Annotated in this window: 24 protein-coding genes and 1 pseudogene; 5 read left to right on the plus strand and 20 right to left on the minus strand. The window is 63.3% G+C overall.

From position 1 onward, the window contains the following. Positions 1 to 152: 152 nt before the first annotated feature. Positions 153 to 548 (minus strand): HesB/IscA family protein, encoded by a 396-nt coding sequence (locus TX78_RS00570; RefSeq protein ID WP_044492753.1) that lies wholly within the window; start codon positions 546 to 548, stop codon positions 153 to 155. Between the two features lie 95 nt (positions 549 to 643). Between TX78_RS00570 and TX78_RS00575 the strand changes: the two genes are divergently transcribed. Next, complete coding sequence (locus TX78_RS00575) at positions 644 to 1,261, plus strand: DUF3043 domain-containing protein (protein ID WP_044493432.1); 618 nt, start codon at positions 644 to 646, stop codon at positions 1,259 to 1,261. On the opposite strand, the gene TX78_RS00580 is transcribed toward TX78_RS00575, so the two are convergent. Further along, positions 1,258 to 2,355: a quinone-dependent dihydroorotate dehydrogenase gene (locus TX78_RS00580; RefSeq protein ID WP_044493434.1), complete on the minus strand. Its 1,098-nt coding sequence runs from the start codon at positions 2,353 to 2,355 to the stop codon at positions 1,258 to 1,260. The two genes, TX78_RS00575 and TX78_RS00580, sit on opposite strands and share 4 nt — an antisense overlap. A gap of 55 nt (positions 2,356 to 2,410) precedes the next feature. On the opposite strand from TX78_RS00580, the gene TX78_RS00585 reads away from it, so the two are divergent. Continuing rightward, the gene (locus TX78_RS00585) at positions 2,411 to 3,478 is read left to right on the plus strand and encodes an alpha/beta hydrolase (RefSeq protein WP_049897251.1); all 1,068 of its coding nucleotides are present in this window, start codon (positions 2,411 to 2,413) and stop codon (positions 3,476 to 3,478) included. Here the strand turns inward: TX78_RS00585 and TX78_RS00590 are convergent. The 10 genes from TX78_RS00590 to hrcA form a co-directional block, all read right to left on the minus strand. Further along, positions 3,460 to 4,263 (minus strand): isoprenyl transferase, encoded by an 804-nt coding sequence (locus TX78_RS00590; RefSeq protein ID WP_187118342.1) that lies wholly within the window; start codon positions 4,261 to 4,263, stop codon positions 3,460 to 3,462. The genes TX78_RS00585 and TX78_RS00590 overlap by 19 nt on opposite strands. 42 nt (positions 4,264 to 4,305) lie before the next feature. After that, the gene (gene recO / locus TX78_RS00595; RefSeq protein WP_044492755.1) at positions 4,306 to 5,109 is read right to left on the minus strand and encodes a DNA repair protein RecO; all 804 of its coding nucleotides are present in this window, start codon (positions 5,107 to 5,109) and stop codon (positions 4,306 to 4,308) included. A 27-nt stretch (positions 5,110 to 5,136) separates the two neighbouring features. Beyond that, complete coding sequence (gene leuA / locus TX78_RS00600) at positions 5,137 to 6,873, minus strand: 2-isopropylmalate synthase (protein ID WP_044492756.1); 1,737 nt, start codon at positions 6,871 to 6,873, stop codon at positions 5,137 to 5,139. 325 nt (positions 6,874 to 7,198) lie between these two features. Continuing rightward, entirely contained in the window at positions 7,199 to 8,194 is a 996-nt protein-coding gene (era, locus tag TX78_RS00605) for a GTPase Era (protein ID WP_044492758.1), read from the minus strand. Then, positions 8,181 to 8,732, minus strand: coding sequence for a CNNM domain-containing protein (locus TX78_RS00610; RefSeq protein WP_044492759.1), 552 nt, complete (start codon positions 8,730 to 8,732; stop codon positions 8,181 to 8,183). The genes era and TX78_RS00610 overlap by 14 nt, the downstream gene beginning before the upstream one ends. Positions 8,733 to 8,734: 2 nt before the next feature. Continuing rightward, a complete protein-coding gene (gene ybeY / locus TX78_RS00615; protein ID WP_044493437.1) occupies positions 8,735 to 9,214 on the minus strand; it encodes an rRNA maturation RNase YbeY in 480 nt (159 codons plus the stop codon). A 2-nt stretch (positions 9,215 to 9,216) separates the two neighbouring features. Next, entirely contained in the window at positions 9,217 to 10,239 is a 1,023-nt protein-coding gene (locus TX78_RS00620; protein ID WP_044492760.1) for a PhoH family protein, read from the minus strand. Between the two features lie 38 nt (positions 10,240 to 10,277). Then, entirely contained in the window at positions 10,278 to 11,060 is a 783-nt protein-coding gene (locus TX78_RS00625; protein WP_044492762.1) for a 16S rRNA (uracil(1498)-N(3))-methyltransferase, read from the minus strand. 7 nt (positions 11,061 to 11,067) lie between these two features. Further along, a complete protein-coding gene (gene dnaJ / locus TX78_RS00630) occupies positions 11,068 to 12,177 on the minus strand; it encodes a molecular chaperone DnaJ (RefSeq protein WP_044492764.1) in 1,110 nt (369 codons plus the stop codon). A gap of 13 nt (positions 12,178 to 12,190) precedes the next feature. Continuing rightward, positions 12,191 to 13,207: a heat-inducible transcriptional repressor HrcA gene (gene hrcA / locus TX78_RS00635; RefSeq protein WP_044492765.1), complete on the minus strand. Its 1,017-nt coding sequence runs from the start codon at positions 13,205 to 13,207 to the stop codon at positions 12,191 to 12,193. A gap of 172 nt (positions 13,208 to 13,379) precedes the next feature. Between hrcA and TX78_RS00640 the strand changes: the two genes are divergently transcribed. Further along, positions 13,380 to 14,252, plus strand: a complete 873-nt coding sequence (locus TX78_RS00640) for a DUF3097 domain-containing protein (protein ID WP_044493439.1) — start codon at positions 13,380 to 13,382, stop codon at positions 14,250 to 14,252. A gap of 216 nt (positions 14,253 to 14,468) precedes the next feature. Then, positions 14,469 to 14,831, plus strand: a complete 363-nt coding sequence (locus TX78_RS00645) for a DUF4870 domain-containing protein (protein ID WP_233722108.1) — start codon at positions 14,469 to 14,471, stop codon at positions 14,829 to 14,831. On the opposite strand, the gene hemW is transcribed toward TX78_RS00645, so the two are convergent. The 8 genes from hemW to TX78_RS00685 form a co-directional block, all read right to left on the minus strand. Further along, entirely contained in the window at positions 14,828 to 16,114 is a 1,287-nt protein-coding gene (gene hemW, locus TX78_RS00650; RefSeq protein WP_044492768.1) for a radical SAM family heme chaperone HemW, read from the minus strand. The genes TX78_RS00645 and hemW overlap by 4 nt on opposite strands. A 42-nt stretch (positions 16,115 to 16,156) precedes the next feature. Next, positions 16,157 to 18,016, minus strand: a complete 1,860-nt coding sequence (gene lepA, locus TX78_RS00655; protein ID WP_044492769.1) for a translation elongation factor 4 — start codon at positions 18,014 to 18,016, stop codon at positions 16,157 to 16,159. Between the two features lie 184 nt (positions 18,017 to 18,200). Then, on the minus strand, positions 18,201 to 18,461 hold the full coding sequence (gene rpsT, locus TX78_RS00660; RefSeq protein WP_044492770.1) for a 30S ribosomal protein S20: 261 nt from the start codon (positions 18,459 to 18,461) through the stop codon (positions 18,201 to 18,203). Positions 18,462 to 18,674: 213 nt separating this feature from the next. Beyond that, positions 18,675 to 19,694: a DNA polymerase III subunit delta gene (gene holA / locus TX78_RS00665; protein WP_044492772.1), complete on the minus strand. Its 1,020-nt coding sequence runs from the start codon at positions 19,692 to 19,694 to the stop codon at positions 18,675 to 18,677. A gap of 122 nt (positions 19,695 to 19,816) precedes the next feature. Then, positions 19,817 to 21,040, minus strand: a complete 1,224-nt coding sequence (locus TX78_RS00670) for a CynX/NimT family MFS transporter (protein WP_044492773.1) — start codon at positions 21,038 to 21,040, stop codon at positions 19,817 to 19,819. A gap of 6 nt (positions 21,041 to 21,046) precedes the next feature. Beyond that, a complete protein-coding gene (locus TX78_RS00675) occupies positions 21,047 to 21,514 on the minus strand; it encodes an Lrp/AsnC family transcriptional regulator (protein ID WP_101750596.1) in 468 nt (155 codons plus the stop codon). An 84-nt stretch (positions 21,515 to 21,598) separates the two neighbouring features. Next, on the minus strand, positions 21,599 to 22,150 hold the full coding sequence (locus TX78_RS00680) for a redoxin domain-containing protein (protein WP_199765238.1): 552 nt from the start codon (positions 22,148 to 22,150) through the stop codon (positions 21,599 to 21,601). Between the two features lie 2 nt (positions 22,151 to 22,152). Continuing rightward, on the minus strand, positions 22,153 to 22,551 hold the full coding sequence (locus TX78_RS00685) for a DUF3052 domain-containing protein (RefSeq protein ID WP_044493441.1): 399 nt from the start codon (positions 22,549 to 22,551) through the stop codon (positions 22,153 to 22,155). 295 nt (positions 22,552 to 22,846) lie between these two features. Here TX78_RS00685 and TX78_RS14045 point away from each other — a divergent pair. Then, a pseudogene (locus TX78_RS14045) lies at positions 22,847 to 23,835 on the plus strand (pyruvate dehydrogenase (acetyl-transferring), homodimeric type); the annotation flags it as partial.

Raw genomic sequence — 23,835 nt, forward strand, 5'->3', positions numbered from 1 at the left:
ACACGCCGTAGAACAGCATGTAGAACGGGGTTTCGCAGGAACGCGTCTCCACTGCGCCGTCGTCGTTTCATGTCACATTTGTGACGACGACGGCCTGGCCCGCCAGGTCACTCCAGTTCGGTGGAGAGAACTCCGGCTTCAGGGCATTGTTATCAGTGGAAGGAGTCGCCGCAGGCGCAGGAGCCGCCGGCATTGGGGTTATCGATAGTGAAGCCCTGCTTGGAGATGGAGTCTTCGAAGTCGATGCTGGCACCATCGAGGTAGGGCACGCTCATCTTGTCGACGACGACCTGCACGCCGTCGAACTCGCGCAGCGCGTCGCCCTCGAGCAGGCGCTCGTCAAAGTAGAGCTGGTAGATCAGACCACTGCAGCCACCGGGCTGAACAGCTACGCGCAAGCGCAGGTCCTGACGGCCCTCCTGCTCAAGCAGGGAGGCGACCTTCTGCGCAGCAGTCTCTGACAGCTGAACCTGGTGGGTCTTGAAATCCTCCACGGCGTTGCCGCGGATCTCGGCGGTCTCGTTCACTTCCTGAGTGGGAGTGCTCATGCCTTCTTACCTTTCGCCGATGCGAATTGATGTCCTGTGCAGACTACCAACGCCAACTGGCACAGCATCATTCCCATGCCCAGTAGACTGGCGTGGTGCTTGGACGTAGCAAAAAGACCCAGAACCAGATCCTCGACGCTGAGGCGCGCAGCGCTGCGCAGCCCGAAGCCTCCAGCCAGCCTGCCCGCAAGCTGCCGGAGAAGAAGGGGGTGCCAACACCCACCCGCCGACAGCAGGAAGCAGCGCGGAAGCGACCGCTGGTTCACAATGATCGCAAAGCAGCCCGCGCTGCCCAGCGCAAAGCCGTTCAGGACCAGCGTGCAAAGATGCGCATGGCCATGGAAACCGGCGATGAAAAGTATCTGCCTGCCCGTGACCGCGGTCCCCAGAAGCGTTTCGCGCGCGACTACGTGGACGCCCGTTGGGGCATCGGCGAGTGGTTGCTGATCGTTGTGCTGATTTTCCTCTTCGCATCCTTCCTGATGACCGAAGAAGCCCGCGCTTTGGTGGCCTTCTCCCTCTGGGCCTTGATGATCGCCGTCATCATTGAGTGCTGGTGGGTGGGCCGTCAGGTGGCCAAGCGGATTGACGCCAAGTTCGGGCGCGAGAACCGCGAACGCGGGCTGCGCTTCTACACAGCCATGCGTTCGCTGCAGATGCGCCGGCTTCGCCTGCCCAAGCCACTGGTATCGCGCGGTCAGTACCCCAGCTAGACCCGGCCCTGCCGGCGCAGGGCTGCCAGTCCGCGGTTGATCCTGCGTACCCAGAAGGGGCCTTCATAGATCAGCGCGGTATAGCCCTGAACTAGATCTGCACCCAGCCTGAGCCGCTCAGCGACGTCTTCTGGCGTGCGGACCCCGCCTACGGAAATGATGGCGATACCCTCCGGCAGCTTCTTGCGCAGCCGGACCAGGACCTGCTTGGAACGTTCTGCCAGCACCGGGCCGCTTAAGCCTCCCGCCCCCTTGGCCTCAACATCTGCGGCGTCGGTGCGCAGACCTTCCCGGGAGATTGTGGTGTTGGTAGCGATGATGCCATCCAGCTTCAGCTCCAGGACAAGGTCTGCCACGGTGTCGATATCCTCATCGGCCAAGTCAGGTGCGATCTTCACCAGAAGCGGGACGTGTCGCCCCGCCGCGGCGTCGGCTTCCTCCCCGACGGCGCGCAGCAGCGGACGCAGCGCCTGAATATCCTGCAGCTGACGGAGCCCGGGGGTGTTCGGGGACGAGACATTGACCACCAGGTAGTCAGCCACCGGGGCCAGCGCTTTGGTCGAGACGAGATAGTCCTCAACCGCGCCCTCAAGCGGCACGATTTTGGTCTTGCCGATATTGACTCCCACTACCGGCGTGTGCCGCCCGGAGCCTGTGAGGGCCCTACGCCGAGCACGGATCTGCTGAAGGCGCTGGCGAACAGCCGCTGCGCCGTCGTTGTTAAATCCCATCCGGTTGATCAGTGCTGCATCCTGCACCAGGCGGAAGAGCCGGGGCTGTTCATTGCCCGGCTGGGCCTGACCGGTGACGGTGCCGATTTCAATATGCCCAAAGCCCAGCTGCGCCAGCGGCAGCACTGCGGTGGCGCCTTTGTCGAAGCCTGCAGCGAGCCCGAAGGGTGAGGGCCACTCCATGCCCAGCGCCTGCGTCTTCAGCACAGGATCGGGCTTGCTGAGCAGTTCCAGGAGACGACCTGCACCGCTTCGGTGGGCTGCACGTAGTCCGGTCACCACAAGATGGTGTGCCCGCTCGGGGTCCATTCGGGAGAAGACGTGCCGAAAGACGAACTGATAGACCGGGGCGGGGGTTGGCATGGTCTTCATCCTAGCTTGCAGATTTCGCTCAGGAGCAGTTCATAGACTGCTACCTATGCCAGAATCTGAACCGCTCTCCCCCCGCACCGAAGCAGCGGAGTCATCGATCAGCCCGGACCACTCCAGCGGGCAGCTCACAGAAGAGTTCCTGGAAGACTCACCGGCTAGGACGTGGGTGGCTGATTATCTGCCCGGATGCTCGCGCCAGTCCTTGCCCCTGGAAGCTGATGACGAGGGCCCGCTGAGTGCCACATTGGTGCGCCTTGACCAGCAGCCGGCCAGCCAAGGCGCTGCGCCAGTGCTGCAGATCCACGGCTGGTCAGACTACTTCTACAACCTGCCCATTGCCCAGAAGTGGGTGGGAGCCGGACACAGCTTCTACGCCCTAGACCTGCGCAAATACGGCCGAAGTCTCCGCGCTTGGCAGAGCCCCGGACATATTGAGGACCTGGCAGAATACGACGCCGAGATCAACGCAGCCCTGGAGGTCATCCGGGCAGAGAATCCCGATGCACCATCGCCAATTCTTCACGCTCATTCCACCGGCGGACTTATTGCCGCACTCTACGCGCAGCGCCATCCTGAATCGGTGGGGGCGCTGGTGCTTAACAGCCCGTGGCTGGAAGTTCCCGGTGATGTGGCAGCTCGGACGGCAGCCGAGGGTCTGGTTTCCCCGGTCAATGCCTTGAACCCCACCGCCACCTTGAAGCTCCCCAGGGTGGATACCTATTGGGAGTCGCTCTCGGACCAGGCCTATGGCGAATGGCAGCTCCACCCGCTATGGCGTCCGCGCCAGCCCTTCCCTATGACAGTGGGATGGTTGAAGGCAGTCTTCGCTGGTCATCGCCAGGTGCACAAGGGCTTGGACTTAGAGCTTCCGGTACTGGTGCTGATCTCCTCGGGCACTGTCTACCGCAGGCATTGGACTCCGGAGTACCAGGAGAATGACGGGGTGCTCGATGTGGAGCTGCTGGCCCGGCGGGCGGTGAAGTTGGGCCGCTGCGTCACAGTAGTCCGGGTGCCGCGAGCCATGCATGATGTCTTCGCCTCGAAGGAAAGCGTACGAATAAGCGCCTTTGCTGAAGTTACCCGCTGGCTGAAGGCCTACGCTCCGGTGACCTGATCGACGGCTCCGCCGTAGCGACGGTCACGTTTGGCATAGATCTCGATCGCTTCCCACAGTGTGGTCCGATCAACATCGGGCCAGAGCACATCTAGGAAGACCAGCTCGGCATAGGCAGACTGCCAGAGCAGGAAGTTACTGATCCGCTGCTCCCCGGAGCTGCGCAGGAAGAGGTCGACGTCGGGCAGGTCCGGTTCGTCCAGATACGCGGCGACTGTCGCTTCACGGATATGTTTGGGGTTGATCTCGCCGCGGGCCGCCCGCTCAGCGATCCGGCGGACCGCGTCGGTGATCTCGGCGCGTCCGCCGTAGTTGACGCACATGGTCAGCGTGCAGCGGGTGTTCTCTTTGGTCAGCTCTTCTGCTGCTTCCAGCTCTTTGATCACTGATCGCCAGAGTTTAGGGCGGCGTCCGTTCCAGCGGATGCGCACTCCCCAGGAATGGAGCACATCGCGCTGGCGACGCAGCACATTGCGCGAGTAGCTCATAATGAAGCGCACCTCTTCCGGTGAACGCTTCCAGTTCTCAGTGGAGAATCCATAGACGCTGACATGCTTGACGCCGGCTTCGATGGCCCCGGCGACGACCTCCATCAGCGAATGCTCGCCTGCCCGGTGGCCTTCGGTCCGCGGAAGCCCACGCTGGTTGGCCCACCGTCCGTTTCCGTCCATCACTACCGCAACATGTCCTGGAATCAGTTCTGCGGGCAGAGCCGGCGGCTGCGCTCCCTCTGGGTGCGGCCAGGGATCGGCGTAGTTGTCGAGGCCAAAGCTGTGGTGCGTCATCGTCTTCATTCTCTCAGGCGGTGAGCATTGCGGAGCACTGGATCAGCGCAGCGTGTTCAGTGAGGTCAGCCGGCGCTCCAAGTGGTGCTGCGCGTAGTCAGATGCCACTGCTACGGCCTCATGTCTGATATCTGCTGAGACTCCGGTGGTGTGTTCCCATGCCCCGTGCTGCAGGGCATGGAGGAACTCTGCAGTTCCTGCCGGGATGGTGCGGCTGCCTGGCGGTCGGCAGTCGGCACATACGGGTCCCCCGGCTCCGGAATGGAATCCGAGGTGCCCGCCGGGTGCACCGCAGGAGACACAGGCCGACCAGGTCACCGCCCATCCGGCCGCGCTCAGGGAGCGCAACAGGTATGAGCTCAGGATCAGGTCCGGGGCATGGGCATCACGGGCCAGTGCCGCAAGAGCCCCGTGGAGCAGGCCGAACTGCGGTCCGCTGCTTCCTGCGTTGCGGTGGCCGCCCCGGCGCGAATCCCCCGCAGTGGATCCGCTAGGCAGAACGACGTCGTGTTCAGCGATCCGTTCAGCAGCCTCGGCCATCGCGCTGGCGGCCATGTACTTCTCGTAGTCTGCTGCGATCACGGGCCCATAGGCTGCCCGGCCTTGAGCCTGGGTGATGATCTCCAGGCTGCGTCCGTGGACGAACTGGACATCGGCCATCATGAACGGTTCAAGGGTGGCGCCGAACTTTGACGTTGTCCGGCGCACGCCCTTGGCAACCCCGCGGACTAATCCGTTGAACGCGGTCAGCACGGTAATAATCCGGTCTGCCTCGCCCAGCTTTTGGGTGCGCAGAACTATCGCAAGATCGCGGTAGCTGCGCGAGGCGAAGGTGGAACCGGCCATGAGGCCTAAGACTACTCCTGGCAGTGCTTAAGCATCACGAATGGCGCGGTTGACCGCGGAAATCACCGCCTGCAGCGAAGCCAGAGTGGTGTTGTGATCAAGGCCCACACCCCAGAGAACACGTTCGCCGATGGCAAGCTCCACGAAGCTGGCTGCCTGGGCATCGCCGCCCTGGCTCATCGCATGCTCGCTGTAGTCCAGCAGTCGCACGTCCACACCTTCCTCGGCGAAGATCTTCAGCAGTGCTGCGATCGGACCATTGGCCTCGGCGTGCTTGGTGCGCACGCTGCCACCGGATTTCAGTTCCACCTCCATGGAGAACTCGCCAGCGGCAGTGGATGAGGTGTTGACCTCTCCCAGCCGGTAGTAGCCCCACTGGCGATCCTCGGCATCCACCGGCAGGTACTCGTCCTGGAACATCCGCCAGATCTCTGCTGGGGAGACCTCTCCCCCGCCGTCATCGGCCCGGCGCTGGATCACCCCGGAGAACTCCACCTGTGCCCGGCGCGGCAGATCAATGCCGTGTTCGGTCTTCAGCACATAAGCCACCCCGCCCTTGCCGGACTGGGAGTTCACACGGATCACCGCTTCATAGCTGCGCCCGATGTCTTTGGGATCGATGGGCAGGTACGGCACGGCCCAGGAGATCTCATCGCGGTCTGCGCCCAATGCCTCGGCCCGGGCATCCATATGGTCGAAGCCCTTCTTAATGGCGTCCTGGTGGGAGCCTGAGAAGGCGGTGAAGACCAAATCCCCACCATAGGGTGAACGCTCGGGCACCGGCATCTGATTGCAGTACTCCACGGTGCGGCGGATCTCGTCCATATTGCGGAAGTCGATTTCCGGGTCGATTCCCTGGCTGAAGAGATTCATGCCCAGGGTGATCAGGTCCACGTTACCGGTGCGTTCACCGTTGCCGAAGAGGCAACCCTCAATCCGGTCTGCCCCGGCCAAGTAGCCCAGCTCGGCGGCCGCAACCCCGGTGCCGCGGTCATTATGCGGGTGCAGGGAGAGGATGATGGAGTCCCGGTTGCGCAGATTGCGATGCATCCACTCGATCGAATCGGCGTAGACGTTCGGGGTGGCCATCTCCACGGTGGCCGGCAGGTTGACGATCACAGGATTCTCCGGGGTGGCCCCGAAGATCTCCACAACCTCATCAGAGATATGCGCGGCGAAGTCCAGCTCCGTGCCAGTGAATGACTCCGGCGAGTACTGATAGACGATCTCTGTGTTGTGGGTGAGGTTCTCCTCGAACTTCTTGCACAGCCTTGCCCCAGTGGTGGCGATATCGACGATGCCGTCCTTGTCCTGTTTGAACACCACTTCCCGCTGCAGTACCGAAGTGGAGTTGTACAGGTGGACGATGGCGCGCGGGGCGCCGTCGATCGCTTCAAAAGTTCGCTCAATCAGGTGTTCGCGGGACTGCGTGAGCACCTGGATGTAGACATCCTCAGGGATCTTGTTCTGCTCGATGAGCTGACGCACGAAGTCGAAATCCGTCTGCGAGGCCGAGGGGAAGCCCACCTCGATCTCTTTATAGCCCATGGCTACCAACAGATCGAACATCCGGTGCTTGCGTTCAGGGCTCATCGGATCGATAAGCGCTTGGTTGCCGTCGCGCAGATCCACGGCACACCAGCGTGGCGCTTTGCTGATGACCTTATCCGGCCAGGTGCGGTCCGGCAGCGTGACGCTGATCTGGTCCTGGAACGGGGTGTACCGCTGGTAGGGCATCTGGGAGGGCTTCTGGAGCTTTCGCATGGATCTTCCTTCAGGTGAGAGATGAAGTTCAGTGTCTGCGGGGCCGATGAACCGGTGAGTGACCGGTGACTCCGCAGCGGGGATTCGACCTGGAAGATTGCCCGCGGTGTGCTACTCGCGCACAAGCTCTTCCCCGCTGCGGCGGAGAAGCTCTAGTAGTAGTGCGCTGTGATGAATGCTCTGCACGTGTGAGAACCTAGCACGGGCGACGACGCCGAGGAACTCCCCTGCCCAGCCGGTCCAGGATGTGGACAGCCTCCCGGCAGGACTAGCTTCAGGGGTGAAGGCCGCGGCCACCGCACGCGGCCGAGAGCCGGGGACTAGCTCAGAACCCCAGGCGGTTGAGCTTCTTGGCATCTCGCTGCCACTCTTTGGTGACCTTGACATGCAGGTTCAAATACACCGGGGTGCCCAGGAGCTTCTTGATGCCTTCTCGCGCCTGACTGCCGATGGCCTTCAGCCGTGAGCCGCCGCGACCGATAATGATGGCCTTCTGCGAATCGCGCTCCACGTGGATGGTGGCGTGGACATCCAGCAATGGCTTGTCCTCCGGCCGGTCCTCACGCGGCAGCATTTCCTCCACGGTGACGGCTATGGAGTGCGGCAGCTCATCACGCACGTCTTCGAGCGCGGCTTCGCGGATCAGCTCAGCGATCATCACGGTTTCTGGTTCATCGGTGAGTTCGCCGGTGGGATACAGCGGCGGGGACTTCGGCATCATGGCAATGAGTTCCTCAGCCACCACCTCGACCTGCTTGCCTTCGACGGCGGAGACCGGAATGATCGCGGCGAAGCCTTCAGCCTGTTTGCCCTCTTTGGCCAGGTGTTCCCGCCCGAGCTGGTCTACGGCGATGAGCTGTTCAGGCAGTTGATCGCGTCCAACTTTGTCGGTTTTGGTCACCAGGGCCACCACCGGCTTGTGCGAGACTTTGGCAAGTTGGGAGGCGATGAACTTGTCTCCGGGTCCGATCTTCTCATCGGCCGGGAGACAGAAGCCCACGACGTCGACCTCGCTCAGAGTGTCGATGACCAGATCGTTGAGTCGACTGCCCAGCAGGGTCCGCGGCCTATGCAGACCGGGGGTGTCCACCAGCACTAATTGGGCATTCTCGCGGTGCACAATGCCACGGATGGTGTGCCGGGTGGTCTGCGGCTTGGAGGAGGTAATCGCAACCTTCTCGCCCACCAGGGCGTTAGTCAGCGTGGACTTCCCCGCATTGGGGCGACCCACGAAGCTGGCAAATCCCGCTCGGTAGTCCTCGCCGTATTCGGGGAACAGCGACGCCGCTGCAGCCGGATCGGTGGTCTCATACTCGCTCATGGGCATACTCCTCATGCAGGGAAGGTTGTTCGTCTTCAGTGCCGACGCCGCATCTGGCGCCGCGATACTCCTCTACTTCCCAGGCCAGCACATGGCTGACCCGGTTGCGCCGGCCGGTGCGCGGGACCATCACCGCGCGCACACGGGTGGCGGAGAAATCGAAGACCGACTGCAGCAGCTCGGCTTCGCTGTCTTCAATCAGGTCCGATTCGTTGGCTCGGGCCACGAACTCGCGGAGCTCGTCGTCGTCGAAGAATCCCTGGTCCGCTCCTGCGGTCCCCGGCAGCAGCTTCGCCCCCATTCGGGACAGCCACTCCGGCAGGGGGCCTAGGCTCAGCCGCAAGCCGCGGACAATACGGGCGGTGGTTGCGGAAATCAGCAGATGGTGGGCACGCCCGATCTTCCTCGGGGAAATCGCAGCGCTGACCAGCCCAGAGACAGCGAGGGCGACGGCGGCCACCACCGCTCCGGGCACCAGCTCACCTATGGCAAGCACTGCAGCGGTCACCGCAGCCAAGATCAGTATCGTGATGGTCATAATCAGTCAGTAGTGGGCACAGGAGCTTCCCTGCCCAAAAACTGCTCGAGGAGCTGCTTCTGCAGCCCGAACATCTGCGCGCGCTCGGCGGCATCGTCGTGATCATAGCCCAGCAGATGCAGTACCCCGTGGGTGGTCAGCAGGCATAGCTCATCGGTGATGGAGTGTCCTGCGGCTTCGGCCTGGGCCTGGGCCACCACCGGGCAGAGCACGATATCGCCGAGGGTACCTTCGCTGACCGGAGCTTCGGGACTCCCCGGACGAAGTTCATCCATCGGGAAACTCATCACATCGGTGGCGCCGGGCAAGTCCATCCACTCCAGGTGGAGGCGCTCCATTTCTGCTTCGTCCACCAGGCTCAGAGACAGCTCCACGGCTGCGCTCAAGCCCAGCTGCGCGTAGAGGTAGGCGGTGAGATCGGTCAGCTCCGCAAGATCCTCAGCGCTGACCAGACCGGAGGCTGAGACATCTTCAATGCTGATGCTCACCGCCGGCCTCCGTCCCGCCGGGGCCCGCGAGCTCCTCCGGAGGCCAGGGCCTGATGCTTCTCATAGGCATCCACAATCCGTCCCACCAGCGCGTGGCGGACAACGTCTTCACTGGTGAGGCGGCACACGCTGATATCCTCGACGTCTTCAAGGATCTCCAAGACGGTGCGCAGCCCGGAATCGGTGCCGCGCGGTAGATCCACCTGGGTGATATCGCCGGTGACCACGATCTTGGAGTTGAATCCCAGTCGGGTCAGAAACATCTTCATCTGCTCAGCGGTGGTGTTCTGTGCCTCATCCAGAATGATGAAGGAGTCGTTGAGGGTACGTCCACGCATATAGGCCAGCGGTGCCACCTCGATGGTGCCCGATTCCATCAGCCGCGGAATCGATTCGGGATCCAGCATGTCGTGCAGGGCGTCGTAGAGCGGCCGCAGATAGGGGTCGATCTTCTCGCTGAGCCCGCCGGGCAGGAAGCCCAGTTTCTCACCGGCCTCCACTGCTGGCCGGGTCAGAATGATCCGGTTAATCTCCTTGGCCTGCAGGGCCTGAACGGCTTTGGCCATCGCCAGATAGGTCTTACCGGTACCTGCAGGGCCGATGCCAAAGACCACGGTGGACTCATCAATAGTGTCCACATAGCGCTGCTGATTGGCGGTCTTGGGGCGAATGCTGCGGCCGCGATGGGAAAGGATATTGGTGGCCACGATTCGCGCAGAGGCGCGGGCTGCCTGGGCGCGAACCATCATGGCAATCTGCTCGATGATCTCTTCGGTGGCGGTAGTGCCTGATGCCGCAAGAGTCTTCAGCTGGGTCAGGATCTCGACGATCTGAGAAACATCAGTGGCGGGACCGGAGACCGTGATGAGCTTTTCGCGCAGCCCGATGCTGGCATCGGGATAGAGCCCCGCGAGAATCCGCAGGGCCATGTCCTGAGCCCCGAGCGTGCGGAACATGGTCTCGGCGTCGGCGAAGTGGACTTCGCGCTCGGTGACGTTGGCAGTGGTTGCCTCGGTAATGAGAACCTCGCTAGTTAAGTGCGGATGGTGGTGTCAGTTTAGTCCCATTCCCAGCGACCTAGCAGCAGCTGGGTCCCGGCAATTGCAGCAGGCCCGGCAGTGGAGGATCTCAGCACGTGGGCTCCGAGCCGGGCAGGGTATGCCCCGGCGGCCGTCAGCTGCTCGATTTCCCGCTCGCTGATCCCACCTTCAGGGCCGACCACCAGGTGCAGTTCCTGCACTGCGGGGCTAGTCTCCAGTGCGCCTAGATCGGTGAGACAACTGCGTAGCGAGCGTTCCTGGACTTCATGCAGAACCACGACGCCGATCTCTTGTGTCCCGGCGATCTGCTGGCAGTACTGCGCTGTGGTGCGAAGCTGCCGGACCTCCGGGATGGAGGTGCGCCGGGTCTGTTTGGCCGAGGCCGTCACCAGGTTCACCCATTCGGCGTGCTTCTTCTCCTCACGTCCGGGTTTCCAGCGCGCCACGGACCGTTCGGCCTGCCAAGGGATGATGGCGTCCACCCCCAGCTCGGTGGCCGATTCTGCGGCCTGCAGGTCGCGTTTGTCCTTGGCCAGCGCCTGCACCAGCACCAGACGTGGCAGGTCAGCAGGCTGGAGCGTGATCTCGCTGAGCTGGATGGTCAGCTCACCGCTGCCCACCGCCACGACGACGCCGACCGCCTGGGTCTGCCGGGTATCGGAGAGCAGCACCTGCTCGCCGACACCGATCCGCATCACCGTGGCAGCGTGGTGTCCCTCTGCTCCGGTGAGGGCGATGGCGGATCCCACCGCGGCACCCTCAAGCGCTCCGGGACTTAGGTGGAACAGCGGTGCGGTCATATTCCGCTCAGAGCTCCCGCCAGGCCTCGCGCAGCTTCGAGAAGACTCCGCGGTGCTCGGTGGAGGACTCCCCTGGTTTCTCTCCGCGCTCCTCTGCCAGCATGCGCAGCAGCTCGCGCTGCTTATCGCTGAGCTTCGTGGGGGTCTCCACCTTCAGGTGGACTTTGAGGTCACCGCGGCCCATTCCGCGCAGGTGCGCCACGCCCTTGCCGCGCAAGGTGATGACCTCACCGGACTGCGTGCCTGGACGGACTTCGATCTCCTCGGTGCCGTCGAAGGTCTCCAGGGTCACTGTGGTGCCCAGGGCCGCTGAGGTCATCGGAATGGTGACAGTCGCGTGCAGGTCATTGCCGCGCCGGGTGAACACCGGGTGCTGGCGGATATCCACTTCGATGAACAGGTCACCGGCGGGGCCGCCTGCCAGACCGGCTTCGCCCTCACCGGCGAGGTGAATGCGGTTGCCCTTATCAACACCGGCAGGAATCTTGACCTTCAGGGTCTTGCGCTCGCGGACCCGACCCTGACCGTCGCACTCCTGGCAGGGATCTTCGATGATGTTGCCGAAGCCCGCGCAGCGGGAGCAGGTCTGGGTCTGGATGACGGTGCCCAGGATCGAGCGCATGGGGCGCTGGATCTGGCCTTGACCGTGGCAGTCAGGACAGGTGGTGGGCGTAGTGCCCGGGCGCATGCAGGAACCGTTGCACACACTGCAGGTCACCGCAGTTTCGACCTCGACCTCCTTGGTGGTGCCGAAAACGGCATCCTGTAGGTCGATGCGGACGCGGATCAGGGAGTCCTGACCGCGACGGGTGCGGGAGGCCGGCCCACCTGCGGAACCGCCTCCGAAGAAGGTCTCGAAAATATCGCCGAAACCACCGAACCCGCCGCCGCCTGCAGGGCGACCATTCTCGTCGCCGGTGGTGTCGTAGTTGCGCCGCTTCTCCGGGTCAGAGAGCACCTCATAGGCCCGGCCCAGCATCTTGAACTGCTCAGCAGCATCATCGGAGGGGTTCACGTCGGGGTGAAGCTTGCGGGCCTTCTTACGGTAGGCCTTCTTGATCTCGTCAGTGGAGGCGCTGCGCTCAACGCCCAGCACCGAGTAGTAGTCAGAGCTCATGCGAACTTTTCGGTCACCCTTCGGAGAGTATTCGGGACAGGTATCGGGCCATGGCGCGCACGGCGGACATCGTGGTGCCGTAGTCCATTCGGGTGGGTCCCACAACGCCGATTTTGGCGCCGTCGGCCTCCCCGTAGGCGGCAGCCACTACGGCGGTTTCGGCCAGGGAGTCATGACTGGTTTCGCGGCCGATCCGCACCGAGAGTCCGTGATGTTCCTGCTGCATCTCATGCAGCAGTCTCAACAGCACCACTTGTTCCTCGAGGGCTTCGAGGATGGGAGCAATAGAGGGACCCAGGTCGCCGCCCGACTTGGCGAGGTTAGCAGTACCGGACATGATGATGCGATCTACGCGCCCTGCCTCCAGGGTGGCTTCCACGGCCTGAGCGATCACCGCCATAGCCGGCTGGGCGGCCGGCTCGATGGAGCCGATCAGCGAATCGATGGGCAGCGGAAGCGCTGAGACTGACCGGCTGTAGAGCTGCTCCGAGAGCCGCTGGCCGATCCTGGCCAACATTTCTTCCTCGACCTCGTCGGAGAGCGTGACCATACGCTGCTCCACTTTCCCCGAGGAAAGGATCACGATGGTCAGCGCCTTATGCGGGTGCATCTTCACTACATCGATATGCCGAATCTTGGCGGTGCTGTGCTGCGGATACTGGATCACCGCCACCTGATTGGTGAGCATCGCCAGCAGCCGCACCGTCTGCTCCAGCATGGCCTCGTGGTCATCTGCGGTCTCCAGCAGTGTGTCCATGGCGCGTCGCTCGGCGCGGGTCAGCGGACGGACCTCGGTGATCTTGTCCACAAAGACCCGGTAGCCAGAATCAGTGGGGATGCGGCCGGCAGAGGTATGCGGGGCTGCGATGAGCCCTTCCTCTTCCAGGTGGGCCATGTCATTGCGGATGGTAGCTGGTGAGACTTCCAGATTGTGGCGCTCTACCAGAGCCTTTGAGCCCACCGGCTCCCTGGTGTGGACATAGTCCTCCACAATCGCGCGCAGCACCTGCAGCCGCCGGGTATCCGACATCCTCGCACCTCCCCTGGCTGATGGATCAAGCACCGGGACTCCCGGTGCTTAGCACTCACGATCTTCGACTGCTAATTCTACAAGGTGCTGATGGCACCAGAGGCGAGGATTGAGCTGTCCACGGTGTTTCTCAGCCCATAGCTGAGCCCACGGTTGCTAGGCTCCGGTGCTTGTGACGCCCAACTTCCCCACAGACTATTCCTCCTGGGGTGCCCAGGACCTCTCGGCACGACGACGCCAGCAGATTCGGCAGGTGCGCCAGGCCCCCGCAGATGCAGGCACTGTAGTAGAAGAGCGAGCAAGCGGCTGGGTGGGGGCTGTGATCGGCGTCGAGGCCTCCGGCGGCATGAAAGTGGTGCGCCTGGAGGACCGCCGCGGCAAAGTGCGCGCCTTCCCGCTGGGCTTCGGTTTTCTGATCGACGGCGAACCCGTGGAGCTCGTGCCTCCGGTGCCGAAGAAGCCGGAACCAGGCCTGCGCCGCACCGCTTCTGGCTCCGTGGCAGTGGAGCGCCAGCGGGCCCGCACCGCACGGGCCTCGCGCATCTGGGTGGAGGGCACCCATGACGCAGAACTGGTGGAGAAAGTCTGGGGCGAAGATCTACGCCACGAGGGCATAGTGGTGGAGCCGCTGCACGGAGCTGATGATCTGGTGGCTGCCATCGCAGAGTTCCAGCCCAGTCCGCAGCGGCGCATCGGGGTGCTGCTGGATCATCTGGTCCCCGGTTCCAAGGAGAGCCGGATCGCGCAGCAGGCGATGTCCCTCCCCGGGGCGCCGGGCAATGTTCTGGTCCTGGGTCATCCCTATGTCGATGTCTGGCAGGCGGTGAAGCCCCAGCGGGTTGGTCTGCAGCGTTGGCCGGATATTCCACGCGGCACGGACATCAAGGTCGGGACGCTGCGGGCACTGGGGCTTCCGCATGCCAACCAGCGCGATATCGCCCATGGCTGGAAGCAGATTCTGGGGCGGGTTCGCAGCTATGCGGATCTGGAGCCAACGCTGCTGGGGCGAGTCGAGGAACTGATCGATTTCGTCACCGTGGACTAGCCCTGACGGCCGGCCCCCACCTGGGGCGTGTTCAATGACACACCGCGCCGGGCCAGGGTATTTCAAGCTACCTTGCGTAAAATCTAGAGGCGTAGGCGGAGAGTCTCCGCATAATCCACCCCCGGAACCAGCAGAAAGCGCAGGTGTCAGTTGGCTCAGTCGCATGGCAAGCAAGGGTCCGCAGGTCGCGACCCGCGCCCAACCTCTTCTGCGCAGTTGAGGGGTTCGGATGCTGCTGCACCCCCGCTGACACCGGCTGAGGACCGCCGCTGGGCCACGCTGGCGCATTTTGGCGGCGTGGCTGGGTGCGTGCCGGCACTAGTGATTTGGCTGGTATTCCGGGATCGCGGGCCATTCACCGCGCAGGAATCGAAGGAAGCGCTGAACTACACGCTTCCGCTGACCATCATCATGCTGCTGTTCTACGGGCTGGCTTTTATTCCGGTGATCGACTGGATCGGCGGCCTAGGCGCTGTCTTCATCTGGGCTTTCATGGCGATCTCCGGGCTGATCGGCGGTATTGAGTGCAATAAGGGCCGCCCCTACCGCTACGCCATGAACTTCCGCTTCATCCGTTAGCCCAGCAGCCGCCGGGTCACCGCGTCGGCTAACAGCCTGCCTTTCAGCGTCAAGACGGCCCGGCCTTCGGGGGCCGACGACGACGGGCGCGCCGGCTCCTGTTCGATGAGCCCCTCGCGCACCAGGTTCTGCAGGTCAGCTGCGCTGATCGCCGCGGTCCCGGACGCAGTTCGTGCAGGCAGCCCGTTGTACTCAGCAATGTCCAGCCCCTCCGCGATGCGCAGCCGAAGCATTAGGTGCTCGAGGACTTTGGCTTCGGCATCAAGAATCTCCCGCCCATGTCCGGGAGAGGTATCCGCATGCAGACGCTGAGCGTAGGCGGCCGGGTGTTTGACGTTCCACCAGCGCAGCCCGGCTACGTGCGAATGCGCCCCGGGGCCGGCGCCCCACCAGTCCGAGTCCAGCCAGTAATTGAGATTGTGCTGGGAACGTGTAGCCCGTGCGGTGGAGAAGTTGGACACTTCATACCAGTGGTAGCCGGCCTGCTGGAGCAGTTCGTCGGTGAGAAGGTATTTATCCGCCTGGTCATCGGGGTCAATATCGGGCAGTTCGCCGCGGCGGATCTTGGCGGCCATGGCAGTACCGTCTTCCACAATCAGCGAATACGCCGAGATGTGGTCTGGCTGCAGGGCAATCGCGGCTTCGAGGCTGCTGCGCCAATCCTGCAGGGACTCCCCCGGGGTGCCGTAAATCAGATCTACTGAGGTCTGCAGACCTGCCGCGCGGGCGGCGTCGTGTGCAGCGGGCACATTCTGCGGATTGTGCGTACGGTCCAGGGTGGCCAGCACGCTGGGCACCGCAGACTGCATCCCTAGGCTGACCCGGGTGAATCCCGCCTGAGCCAGCACTTCAGCTGAGTGCTCAGTCACCGTATCCGGGTTGGCCTCGGTAGTGATCTCAGCACCTGGTACGAATCCGAAGAGCCGTTGCACGGTCCCCAGGATCCGGGCCAGCTCTTCTGCTGGCAGCAGGGTGGGTGTGCCGCCTCCGAAGAACACCGTGGAAAGCTGCCTGGCGGGTGCACCGGAGGCCTCGAGCACACTGGCGGCGAACTCCAGTTCGGCAATCAGGGTGTCGGGATAGGACTGTCGGGAGGCACCAGGGCCGAGGTCTGAAGCCGTATAGGTGTTGAAGTCGCAGTAGCCGCAGCGTACCGAGCAGAACGGAATATGAACGTAGAGCCCTAGGGGCTTGTCCGCGCGGGTCGGCAGTTCCTGCAGCACCGAGGGCGGAAAGCCGCCGTCGGCAGGAACAGGGTCACCCAGGGGCAGGACAGAAGGCATGGATCTCGTTCTCTGCCGGTGAGTCGAATCTCACCGACGGACTCATTTCTTGGCTTTTTCCTTGCCGTTGCCCTCGTCAGAGCTCAGTGCGGCGATGAATGCTTCCTGCGGGACCTCTACAGTGCCGACCATCTTCATCCGCTTCTTACCTTCCTTCTGCTTCTCGAGCAGCTTGCGCTTGCGGCTGATGTCACCGCCGTAGCACTTGGAAAGCACGTCCTTGCGGATGGCGCGAATGTTCTCACGCGCGATGATCCGCGAACCGATGGCCGCCTGGATGGGCACTTCGAACTGCTGGCGCGGGATGAGCTCTTTAAGCTTCGAGGCCATCCGCACACCGTAGGCGTAGGCGTGGTCACGGTGGGTGATGGCGCTGAAGGCATCAACCTTGTCACCCTGCAGCAGGATATCCACCTTCACCAGATCGGCTGCCTGATCACCTGCGGCCTGCCAGTTCAGCGAGGCATATCCCTTGGTTCGGGATTTCAGCTGGTCAAAGAAGTCAAAGACGATTTCGGCCAGCGGCATCTTATAGCGGATCTCCACCCGGTCCTCGGAGAGGTAGTCCATGCCTTCCATGGTGCCGCGCCGGGACTGACACAGTTCCATCACTGCACCGATGTAGTCGGCTGGGACGATGATGGTGGCATCCACCACTGGTTCACGGATCTCGTTGATCTTGCCCTCGGGGAACTCCGAGGGGTTGGTCACGGTATGCAGGCTGCCGTCCTCCGCGGTGACTTGGTAGATCACGTTAGGTGCGGTGGAGATCAGATCGAGGTTGTACTCGGACTCCAACCGTTCGCGGGTGATCTCCAGGTGCAGCAGCCCCAGGAAGCCCACCCGGAATCCGAAGCCCAGGGCTGTGGAGGTTTCGGGTTCGAAGTTCAGGGCGGCGTCGTTGAGCTGGAGCTTCTCCAGCGCTTCGCGCAGTACCGGGAAATCGCTGCCATCAATGGGGAACAGCCCGGAGAAGACCATGGGCTTAGGTTCTTCATAGCCACCGATGAGATCAGCAGCGGGTTTGGCCGCGGTGGTGACGGTATCGCCCACTTTGGACTGCCGGACATCCTTCACACCGGTGATCAGGTAGCCCACCTCGCCCACACTGAGCCCCTTGGTGGCCTCCGGCTCCGGTGAGGACACCCCGATTTCCAGCAGCTCATGAGTGGCGCCGGTGGACATCATCTGGATCTTCTCGCGGTGTCCGAGCCTGCCGTCCACCACACGGACATAGGTCACCACTCCGCGGTAGGTGTCGTAGACGGAGTCGAAAATCATGGCGCGGGCGGGGGCGTCGACGTCGCCTACTGGGGCGGGGATCTCCTCGACGATCCGGTCCAGAAGTGCCTCAACGCCTTCTCCGGTCTTTCCGGACACACGGAGTACATCGTCTGGGTCGCAGCCGATGAGACCGGCGAGTTCCGCGGCGTATTTCTCCGGCTGCGCTGCCGGCAAGTCGATCTTGTTGAGCACCGGAATGATCGCCAGGTCGTGCTCCATGGCCAGGTAGAGGTTCGCCAGCGTCTGGGCCTCGATGCCCTGGGCGGCGTCGACGAGCAGCAGAGCGCCTTCACAGGCCGCCAGCGATCGGGAGACCTCGTAGGAGAAGTCCACGTGACCGGGGGTGTCGATCATGTGGAAGGCGAAGGTCTGATCTTCCTTCTCCCAAGGCATGCGCACCGCCTGGGACTTGATGGTGATGCCGCGCTCACGTTCGATATCCATCCGGTCCAGGTACTGGGCCTTCATCTCCCGCGGTGTGACCACCCCGGTGAGCTGCAGCATGCGGTCCGCGAGTGTGGACTTGCCGTGGTCGATGTGGGCGATGATGCAGAAATTGCGGATCGCGCCAGGATCAGTCTGGGCGGGCACCAGCGGGGTGCGGGCCTTTGGTGACACGGTGGAGAACGTCCTTTGCTCGCGTACAGACTTGTTGACCCTCAATACTACGACGAAGGTCCCGCACGTTTTATCGTGCGGGACCTTCGTGCCGCCTGAGCTTGCCGCGGGTGGGCTTTCCCCGTCCGCGGAACTACCTTCAGGCGTGATGGCGGGCAACACCTTGCCCGTCCACGGAACTAACTCAGAGGGAGTTGACGAGGTTAGCGATGCCCGACTTGCGGTTCGCTGCCTGGTTCTTGTGGATGACTCCCTTGGAGACAGCCTTTTCCAGCTTGCGTGCTGCCTCACGGTTTGCGGCCACTGCAGCGTCCTTATCACCGGCGGCCACGGCCTTGCGGACCTTCTTCACGGCGGTCTTCAGCTCAGACTTCACAGCCTGGTTGCGCTGACGGGCCTTCTCGTTGGTGAGGATGCGCTTCTTCTGGGACTTAATGTTTGCCACGTGTTGTCTTTCCTTGTCTCGGGTTCACTGGTGAGAGCTCTCCCTTATGACGCGGCGACGTCAGAGACTTCAGTGGCGTGGGGTGCCATGGCGATTCGCTCGGCTCGTCGGGTAGAGGGCCCCATAAGCTTCGCGCTGTATTTGCCGCCGCAGGGAGTGCATGGTCCTTCACAGACCAATAGACACTGCGTGCAAGTCTAGCATCTGCAGCAGTTATCTGCCCACGCCGGCGGCGATCAGGGCGATGGCCTTCTCCACTGCGTACTCCGGTGTCCGGGAGACGCCTTTGACCTCAGCATCGGCCTGCGCCACGGCTTCCACGGCGTCAGCCGCCCGAGAAGGTGTCCAGCGGCGCGCGGTCTCGGCGGCCTGCTTCAACTGCCACGGCGGAACCCCCAACGCTGAGGCTAACTGGTCGTGACGGCCGCGGTGATCTACTAGGGCAGCGATCTGGCGGGCTTTGCGCGCCAGGGCCGCCGTGATGGCCACTGGGGAGACACCTGTCGCCACGGCGTGACGGTAGAGTCGGGCCGCTGCTTCAGCTCTGCCCTCAAAGGCCGCATCAGCAACCTTGAATGCGCTGGCTTCGACCCGTCCGCCAAAGTAGCGGTCGACCTGTTCAGCAGTGATATCTCCGGGCACATCTCGCATCAGCTGCTGACTCGCGCTACCCAGGTCGGACAGGCTGCCGCCTGCTGCTGCCACCAGGGCACGTGCGGCATCGGGCAGGATAGTGCGGCCAGCAGCACGGAACTCCTGGCGGAGGAAGTTCAGCTTGTCAGAATCGCTCTTCACCGGGGAGCAGTCAACGACGACGGCTCGTCGACTCAACGCGTCCAGCAGCTTCTTTCCCCGGTTCCCCCCGGTATGCCGCATCACCAGTGTCACATCCGAATCCCCGCCTTCCTCCAGATAACGCAGCGCGTCAGCGAGGAAAGCCTCGCTCATCTGGGCCAGATCCTCGGCGAGAATAAGCCGCGGCTCGCCAAACAGTGAGGGCGAGGCGAGGGTGGACAGCTCTCCCGGACCAGCCTCGGCGACGTCGAGGCGGGTGTATTCCAGGTCTGCGTGCTCAGCGCGCAGCGCGGCTTTGATCCGGTCCAGAGCCCGGGCCGCCACATAGTCCTCCGACCCTTTGAACAGCATCAGCGGGGCAGGCTCTACTGAGCGGAAGTCAGCTCCGGACTCGGCCGGAGAACCCTTTGCCCGCGACGCACCGCGCGGCGGAGTCATCGCTTCTCCTGGGCAACCAGGTGCACGCCGGCAAGCGGCTGAGGGGGCGTCGTCGTCATAGCTTCAAACCTAGCAAGTCGCAGGGACATTGATCTGCCGGGCATGCAGTCCAACGCGCAGTTTCAGTCCAGCCGGATGCTGCGGCCGGCCAGCAGCCCCATCCCGGCCTGTGCCAAGCACAGCCCCAGGGCCGCCCAGAGCACCGGTGTCCAGGATCCGGCGGCCTGGAACAGCGCACCTGCCAGCACCGGACCCGCGGCGGCGAAAAGGTAGCCGATTCCCTGGGCCATTCCTGAAAGCTGTCCCACCTGGGCGGTGGTGCGTGCTCGCAGCGAAATAAAGGTCAGCGCCAGCAGCAGTGCCGAGCCCGTAGAGATTCCTGCTAACAGGGCCCACAGCGGCATGAGCGAGGGTGCGAAGATCATACCCAGCAGGCCAACCACCATGAACAGCGCGACCACGGAGGAGACCCGTCGCTGGTCGGGGGCGCGCTGCATGATTTGACCGATGATCAGGCTGGCGAGGATTCCTACCGCTTGAAAGGCACCTAGCCACAGTCCGGCAGCTGCCTCGTGGGCACCATGTGAGGTCTGGATTGCCGGCAGCCAGGTCAGCAGCATGTAGAACAGCCCGGACTGCAACCCGAAGTAGGCGGTGACCTGCCAGGCCAGCCGGGAACGCCATACGTTCACCGGGGCAGCGGCGGGCACCCCGGTCAGCAGCGCAGCCGGTTCCACCGCGGCACGTGCCGGGGCACCAGTGCTGGGCAGCAGCCGCAGGGACCAGATCGCCGCAGCCAGGATCGCCAGCACTGCTGCTGAGCCCAGGGCCGTCTGCCAGCCGGTCCACTGGGCCAGCGGCACAGCTGCTGCGGAGAAGACGGCAGCCGAGCCCACAAGCGCAGCCGTGTAGAGACCGGTCATCATCGGCACGTGATCGGGGAAGTCCCGCTTGACCACCGCAGGGACCAGCACATTACCCACACCGATGGCTGCCGAGAGCAGAGCGGTCCCCAGATACAGGCCGACTTCATGCGGAATCAGCGAGCGTAGCGCGGTGCCCACGGCAAGGACCGTCAGTGCCACAGCAATAGTGAGATCAGGTCCCCACCGGGTCCCCAGCCGGTGAACGAAAGGGGCAACAACCCCGAAGGCCAGCACCGGCACCGCACCGAGAACTCCCAGCGCGGTGGGACTGAGTCCCGTCTCGGCGCCGATCTGTTCGATCAACGGTCCCACCACGGTGATGGCCGGCCGCAGGTTCGCGGCCACCACCATGACCGTGAGGATCAGCAGCAAGCCCTGTGGCCGCTGACCGCGCTGGGACCAGGCTCCATGCCTGTTCATCCGCGCTCAGTCATCGCTGCTGGTCTGCGGGTGCGGACGTGCAGATTTGATGATCTTCATCGGGAAGGCAGAGTTCGTCTCGCTGACTCCGGGGATAGTCAGCAGCTTCTTGGTCAGGAAGCGCTCATAGGCGTTGAGATCAGCCACCGCCACGCGGGCGTAGTAGTCCGGGGTGCCGAAAAGGCGCAGCAGCTCCAGGACTTCCTCGAAACCGGCCATAGTGGACTCGAAACGTTCCACGGTCTCCTGGTCCCCCTGTTTCAGCTCGATGGAGACACCGACTTCAAAGGACTGCCCCAGGGTCGCCGGATTGATCTGAGCGGCATAGCCGAGAATGACGCCGTCGGCTTCCAGTCTCTGGACCCGACGCAGGCACGGTCCAGGGGTCAGGCCAACGCGCTGAGCCAGCGCAGCATTTGAAATACGCCCCTCAGTCCGCAGCACCTCGATGATTGCACGGTCCACACTGTCCACGTTCAGATTCTTTCATCGGCTGCCGTCACCGCCCCACTCCGGCGCGAAGATCTTCCACATGATGGACCGCACGGGAGGGGGTCTTCACTCCAAACGGCGCAACTGGTGCAGGATCTGGTCAAAATCTCTGGCGTCGCCGTCGTCAGCTTCGATAACCTCACGCACTACCAGCTGGTCATCCAACAGGTAGCTCACCCGCGACGGCGCCCCCGTCACCGGGTTGAATACACCGTAGTTCTGCGCGATCTGACCGTGGGGCCAGAAGTCACTGAGCAGGCTCAGCTCTGCCCTGCCGGGCCCGCCTGAGCTCGCAGCTGAAGGGAGGCTGCCTAACTGCAGATGCTCCGCATAGGCGCGCAGAGTGTGCACCGCATCGCAGGAGATGGCTAAGACACGTACTCCAGTGGGTTCCAGCTCAGACCAGCGGCTGACCATTTCATGCAGCTCGGAACCGCAGACTCGACTGAAGGCGAAGGGATAGAACATCACCAGCACCGGTCCTGCAGTCAGCGCAGAGAGCTGCAGGTGCTCCCCGTGGTGGGTGCGCGCGGTGAAGTCGGGCGCAGGTGCCCCGTGCGCCAGGCGCAGCCCCAACGGTCGCGGCGGTACCGGCTGAGGCAACCCGGGAACCGCCACGCTTAGGACTTCCGGGGAACCAGACGGGTTGCAGCCCAGTGCGGGCTGACTCCCGCCGAGCTGGTCACATGCAGTCCCGCATTGGGCGCAGCATCCTGGATCTCCACCGGAGGCACGTAACCATCACGCCCCGAACGCGGGGTCAGCAGCCACACCACTCCGCCGTCGTCCAGGGTGGTCAACGCGTCCACCAGCGCGTCGGTGAGATCGTCATCCCCGGCGCGGAACCACAGCAGCACCGCGTCGACTACCTCTTGCTCGTCCTCATCAATGAGCGGTTCATCGAGCTGGTCTTCCAGGGCATCACGCAGATCGTCGTCGACGTCGTCGTCCACTCCGATCTCCTGCACCAGGGCATCGGGTTTCAGCCCGAGCTCACTGAGCAGGTTGGAGAAGTTCACTACATTCTTGGCGCCGTCGTACTTCTGCGCCGTCGCCGTGCCGCTGGCTTCTCGGCCGGCTGTTGGTTGGCTCACCGCCGGTTCCCTTCCTTTCGTCTGTGTCTCTGCCACAGAGCCAACGTTACGTGGATTTGCACGTCAGCGGGAAGTGCCACACCCTCCCGAAGTGTTTTAACCCGGTAGAGTTGGGGCGAAACGCAGGCCTCTACCACCCCATAAGAGGGCTGTCTTGACCGCGAAAGGCCCGACAACACCCGGGGCCTGCACGATTAGAACCTTCAGAAAGGTGCCCACCGTGAGCGCTGGCGAAGAGAACTCCCACATCCGCAGTGTGCTGACTAATCAGCTGCCGGACCGTGACCCCGAAGAGACACAGGAATGGCTGGAATCCTTCGACCAGCTCGTCGAGGCCCACGGCACTGAGCGTGCCGAATACATCATCCGCAGTCTGCTCCAGCGCGCCGGCGCCAAGTCCATCGGCGTACCTATGGTCACCACCACTGACTACGTCAACACCATCCCGGTGGACCAGGAACCGGAGTTCCCCGGGGATGAAGAGATGGAGCGCCGCTACCGCCGCATCCTGCGCTGGAACGCCGCGGTAATGGTCCACCGCGCTCAGAAGGAGAGCATCTCCGTGGGCGGCCACATCTCCTCCTACGCGGGTGTGGCAACCCTCTACGAGGTGGGCTTCAACCACTTCTTCCGCGGCCAGGACCACCCGGGCGGCGGAGATCAGGTCTTCTTCCAGGGGCACTCATCCCCCGGCAACTATGCCCGCGCCTACCTCGAGGGCCGGCTGACTGAGGACCACCTCGACGGCTTCCGCCAGGAAGTCTCCAAGGCTCCCTATGGTCTGAGCTCCTACCCGCATCCGCGGCTGATGCCTGATTTCTGGCAGTTCCCCACGGTATCCATGGGCCTGGGCCCGATGAACGCCATCTATCAGGCACAGTTCAACCGCTACCTGCACAACCGCGGCATCAAGGACACCTCTGACCAGAATGTCTGGGCCTTCCTCGGCGATGGTGAGATGGATGAGCCGGAATCGCGCGGTCTGCTGCATCTGGCTGCCAACGAGAAGCTGGACAACCTGCACTTCGTGATCAACTGCAACCTGCAGCGCCTTGACGGCCCGGTGCGCGGCAACGGCAAGATCGTCCAGGAGCTGGAGGCCTTCTTCCGCGGCGCCGGCTGGAACGTCATCAAGGTCCTCTGGGGTCGCGAATGGGACGACTTGCTGGAGAAGGACGACGACGGCGAGCTCGTGCGCATCATGAACGA

It is taken from the genome of Nesterenkonia massiliensis (genome assembly GCF_000455245.1).
GTDB classification, from domain to species: domain Bacteria; phylum Actinomycetota; class Actinomycetes; order Actinomycetales; family Micrococcaceae; genus Nesterenkonia; species Nesterenkonia rhizosphaerae.

Bases quoted from the DNA above. Each gene is read 5' to 3' on its own strand.
- TX78_RS00570 (WP_044492753.1), bottom strand. From the start codon at position 548: ATGAGCACTCCCACTCAGGAAGTGAACGAGACCGCCGAGATCCGCGGC.
- TX78_RS00580 (WP_044493434.1), bottom strand. From the start codon at position 2,355: ATGCCAACCCCCGCCCCGGTCTATCAGTTCGTCTTTCGGCACGTCTTC.
- TX78_RS00585 (WP_049897251.1), top strand. From the start codon at position 2,411: ATGCCAGAATCTGAACCGCTCTCCCCCCGCACCGAAGCAGCGGAGTCA.
- TX78_RS00590 (WP_187118342.1), bottom strand. From the start codon at position 4,263: ATGACGCACCACAGCTTTGGCCTCGACAACTACGCCGATCCCTGGCCG.
- recO (WP_044492755.1), bottom strand. From the start codon at position 5,109: ATGGCCGGTTCCACCTTCGCCTCGCGCAGCTACCGCGATCTTGCGATA.
- leuA (WP_044492756.1), bottom strand. From the start codon at position 6,873: ATGCGAAAGCTCCAGAAGCCCTCCCAGATGCCCTACCAGCGGTACACC.
- era (WP_044492758.1), bottom strand. From the start codon at position 8,194: ATGAGCGAGTATGAGACCACCGATCCGGCTGCAGCGGCGTCGCTGTTC.
- TX78_RS00610 (WP_044492759.1), bottom strand. From the start codon at position 8,732: ATGACCATCACGATACTGATCTTGGCTGCGGTGACCGCTGCAGTGCTT.
- TX78_RS00625 (WP_044492762.1), bottom strand. From the start codon at position 11,060: ATGACCGCACCGCTGTTCCACCTAAGTCCCGGAGCGCTTGAGGGTGCC.
- dnaJ (WP_044492764.1), bottom strand. From the start codon at position 12,177: ATGAGCTCTGACTACTACTCGGTGCTGGGCGTTGAGCGCAGCGCCTCC.
- hrcA (WP_044492765.1), bottom strand. From the start codon at position 13,207: ATGTCGGATACCCGGCGGCTGCAGGTGCTGCGCGCGATTGTGGAGGAC.
- hemW (WP_044492768.1), bottom strand. From the start codon at position 16,114: ATGCCTTCTGTCCTGCCCCTGGGTGACCCTGTTCCTGCCGACGGCGGC.
- holA (WP_044492772.1), bottom strand. From the start codon at position 19,694: ATGACTCCGCCGCGCGGTGCGTCGCGGGCAAAGGGTTCTCCGGCCGAG.
- TX78_RS00670 (WP_044492773.1), bottom strand. From the start codon at position 21,040: ATGAACAGGCATGGAGCCTGGTCCCAGCGCGGTCAGCGGCCACAGGGC.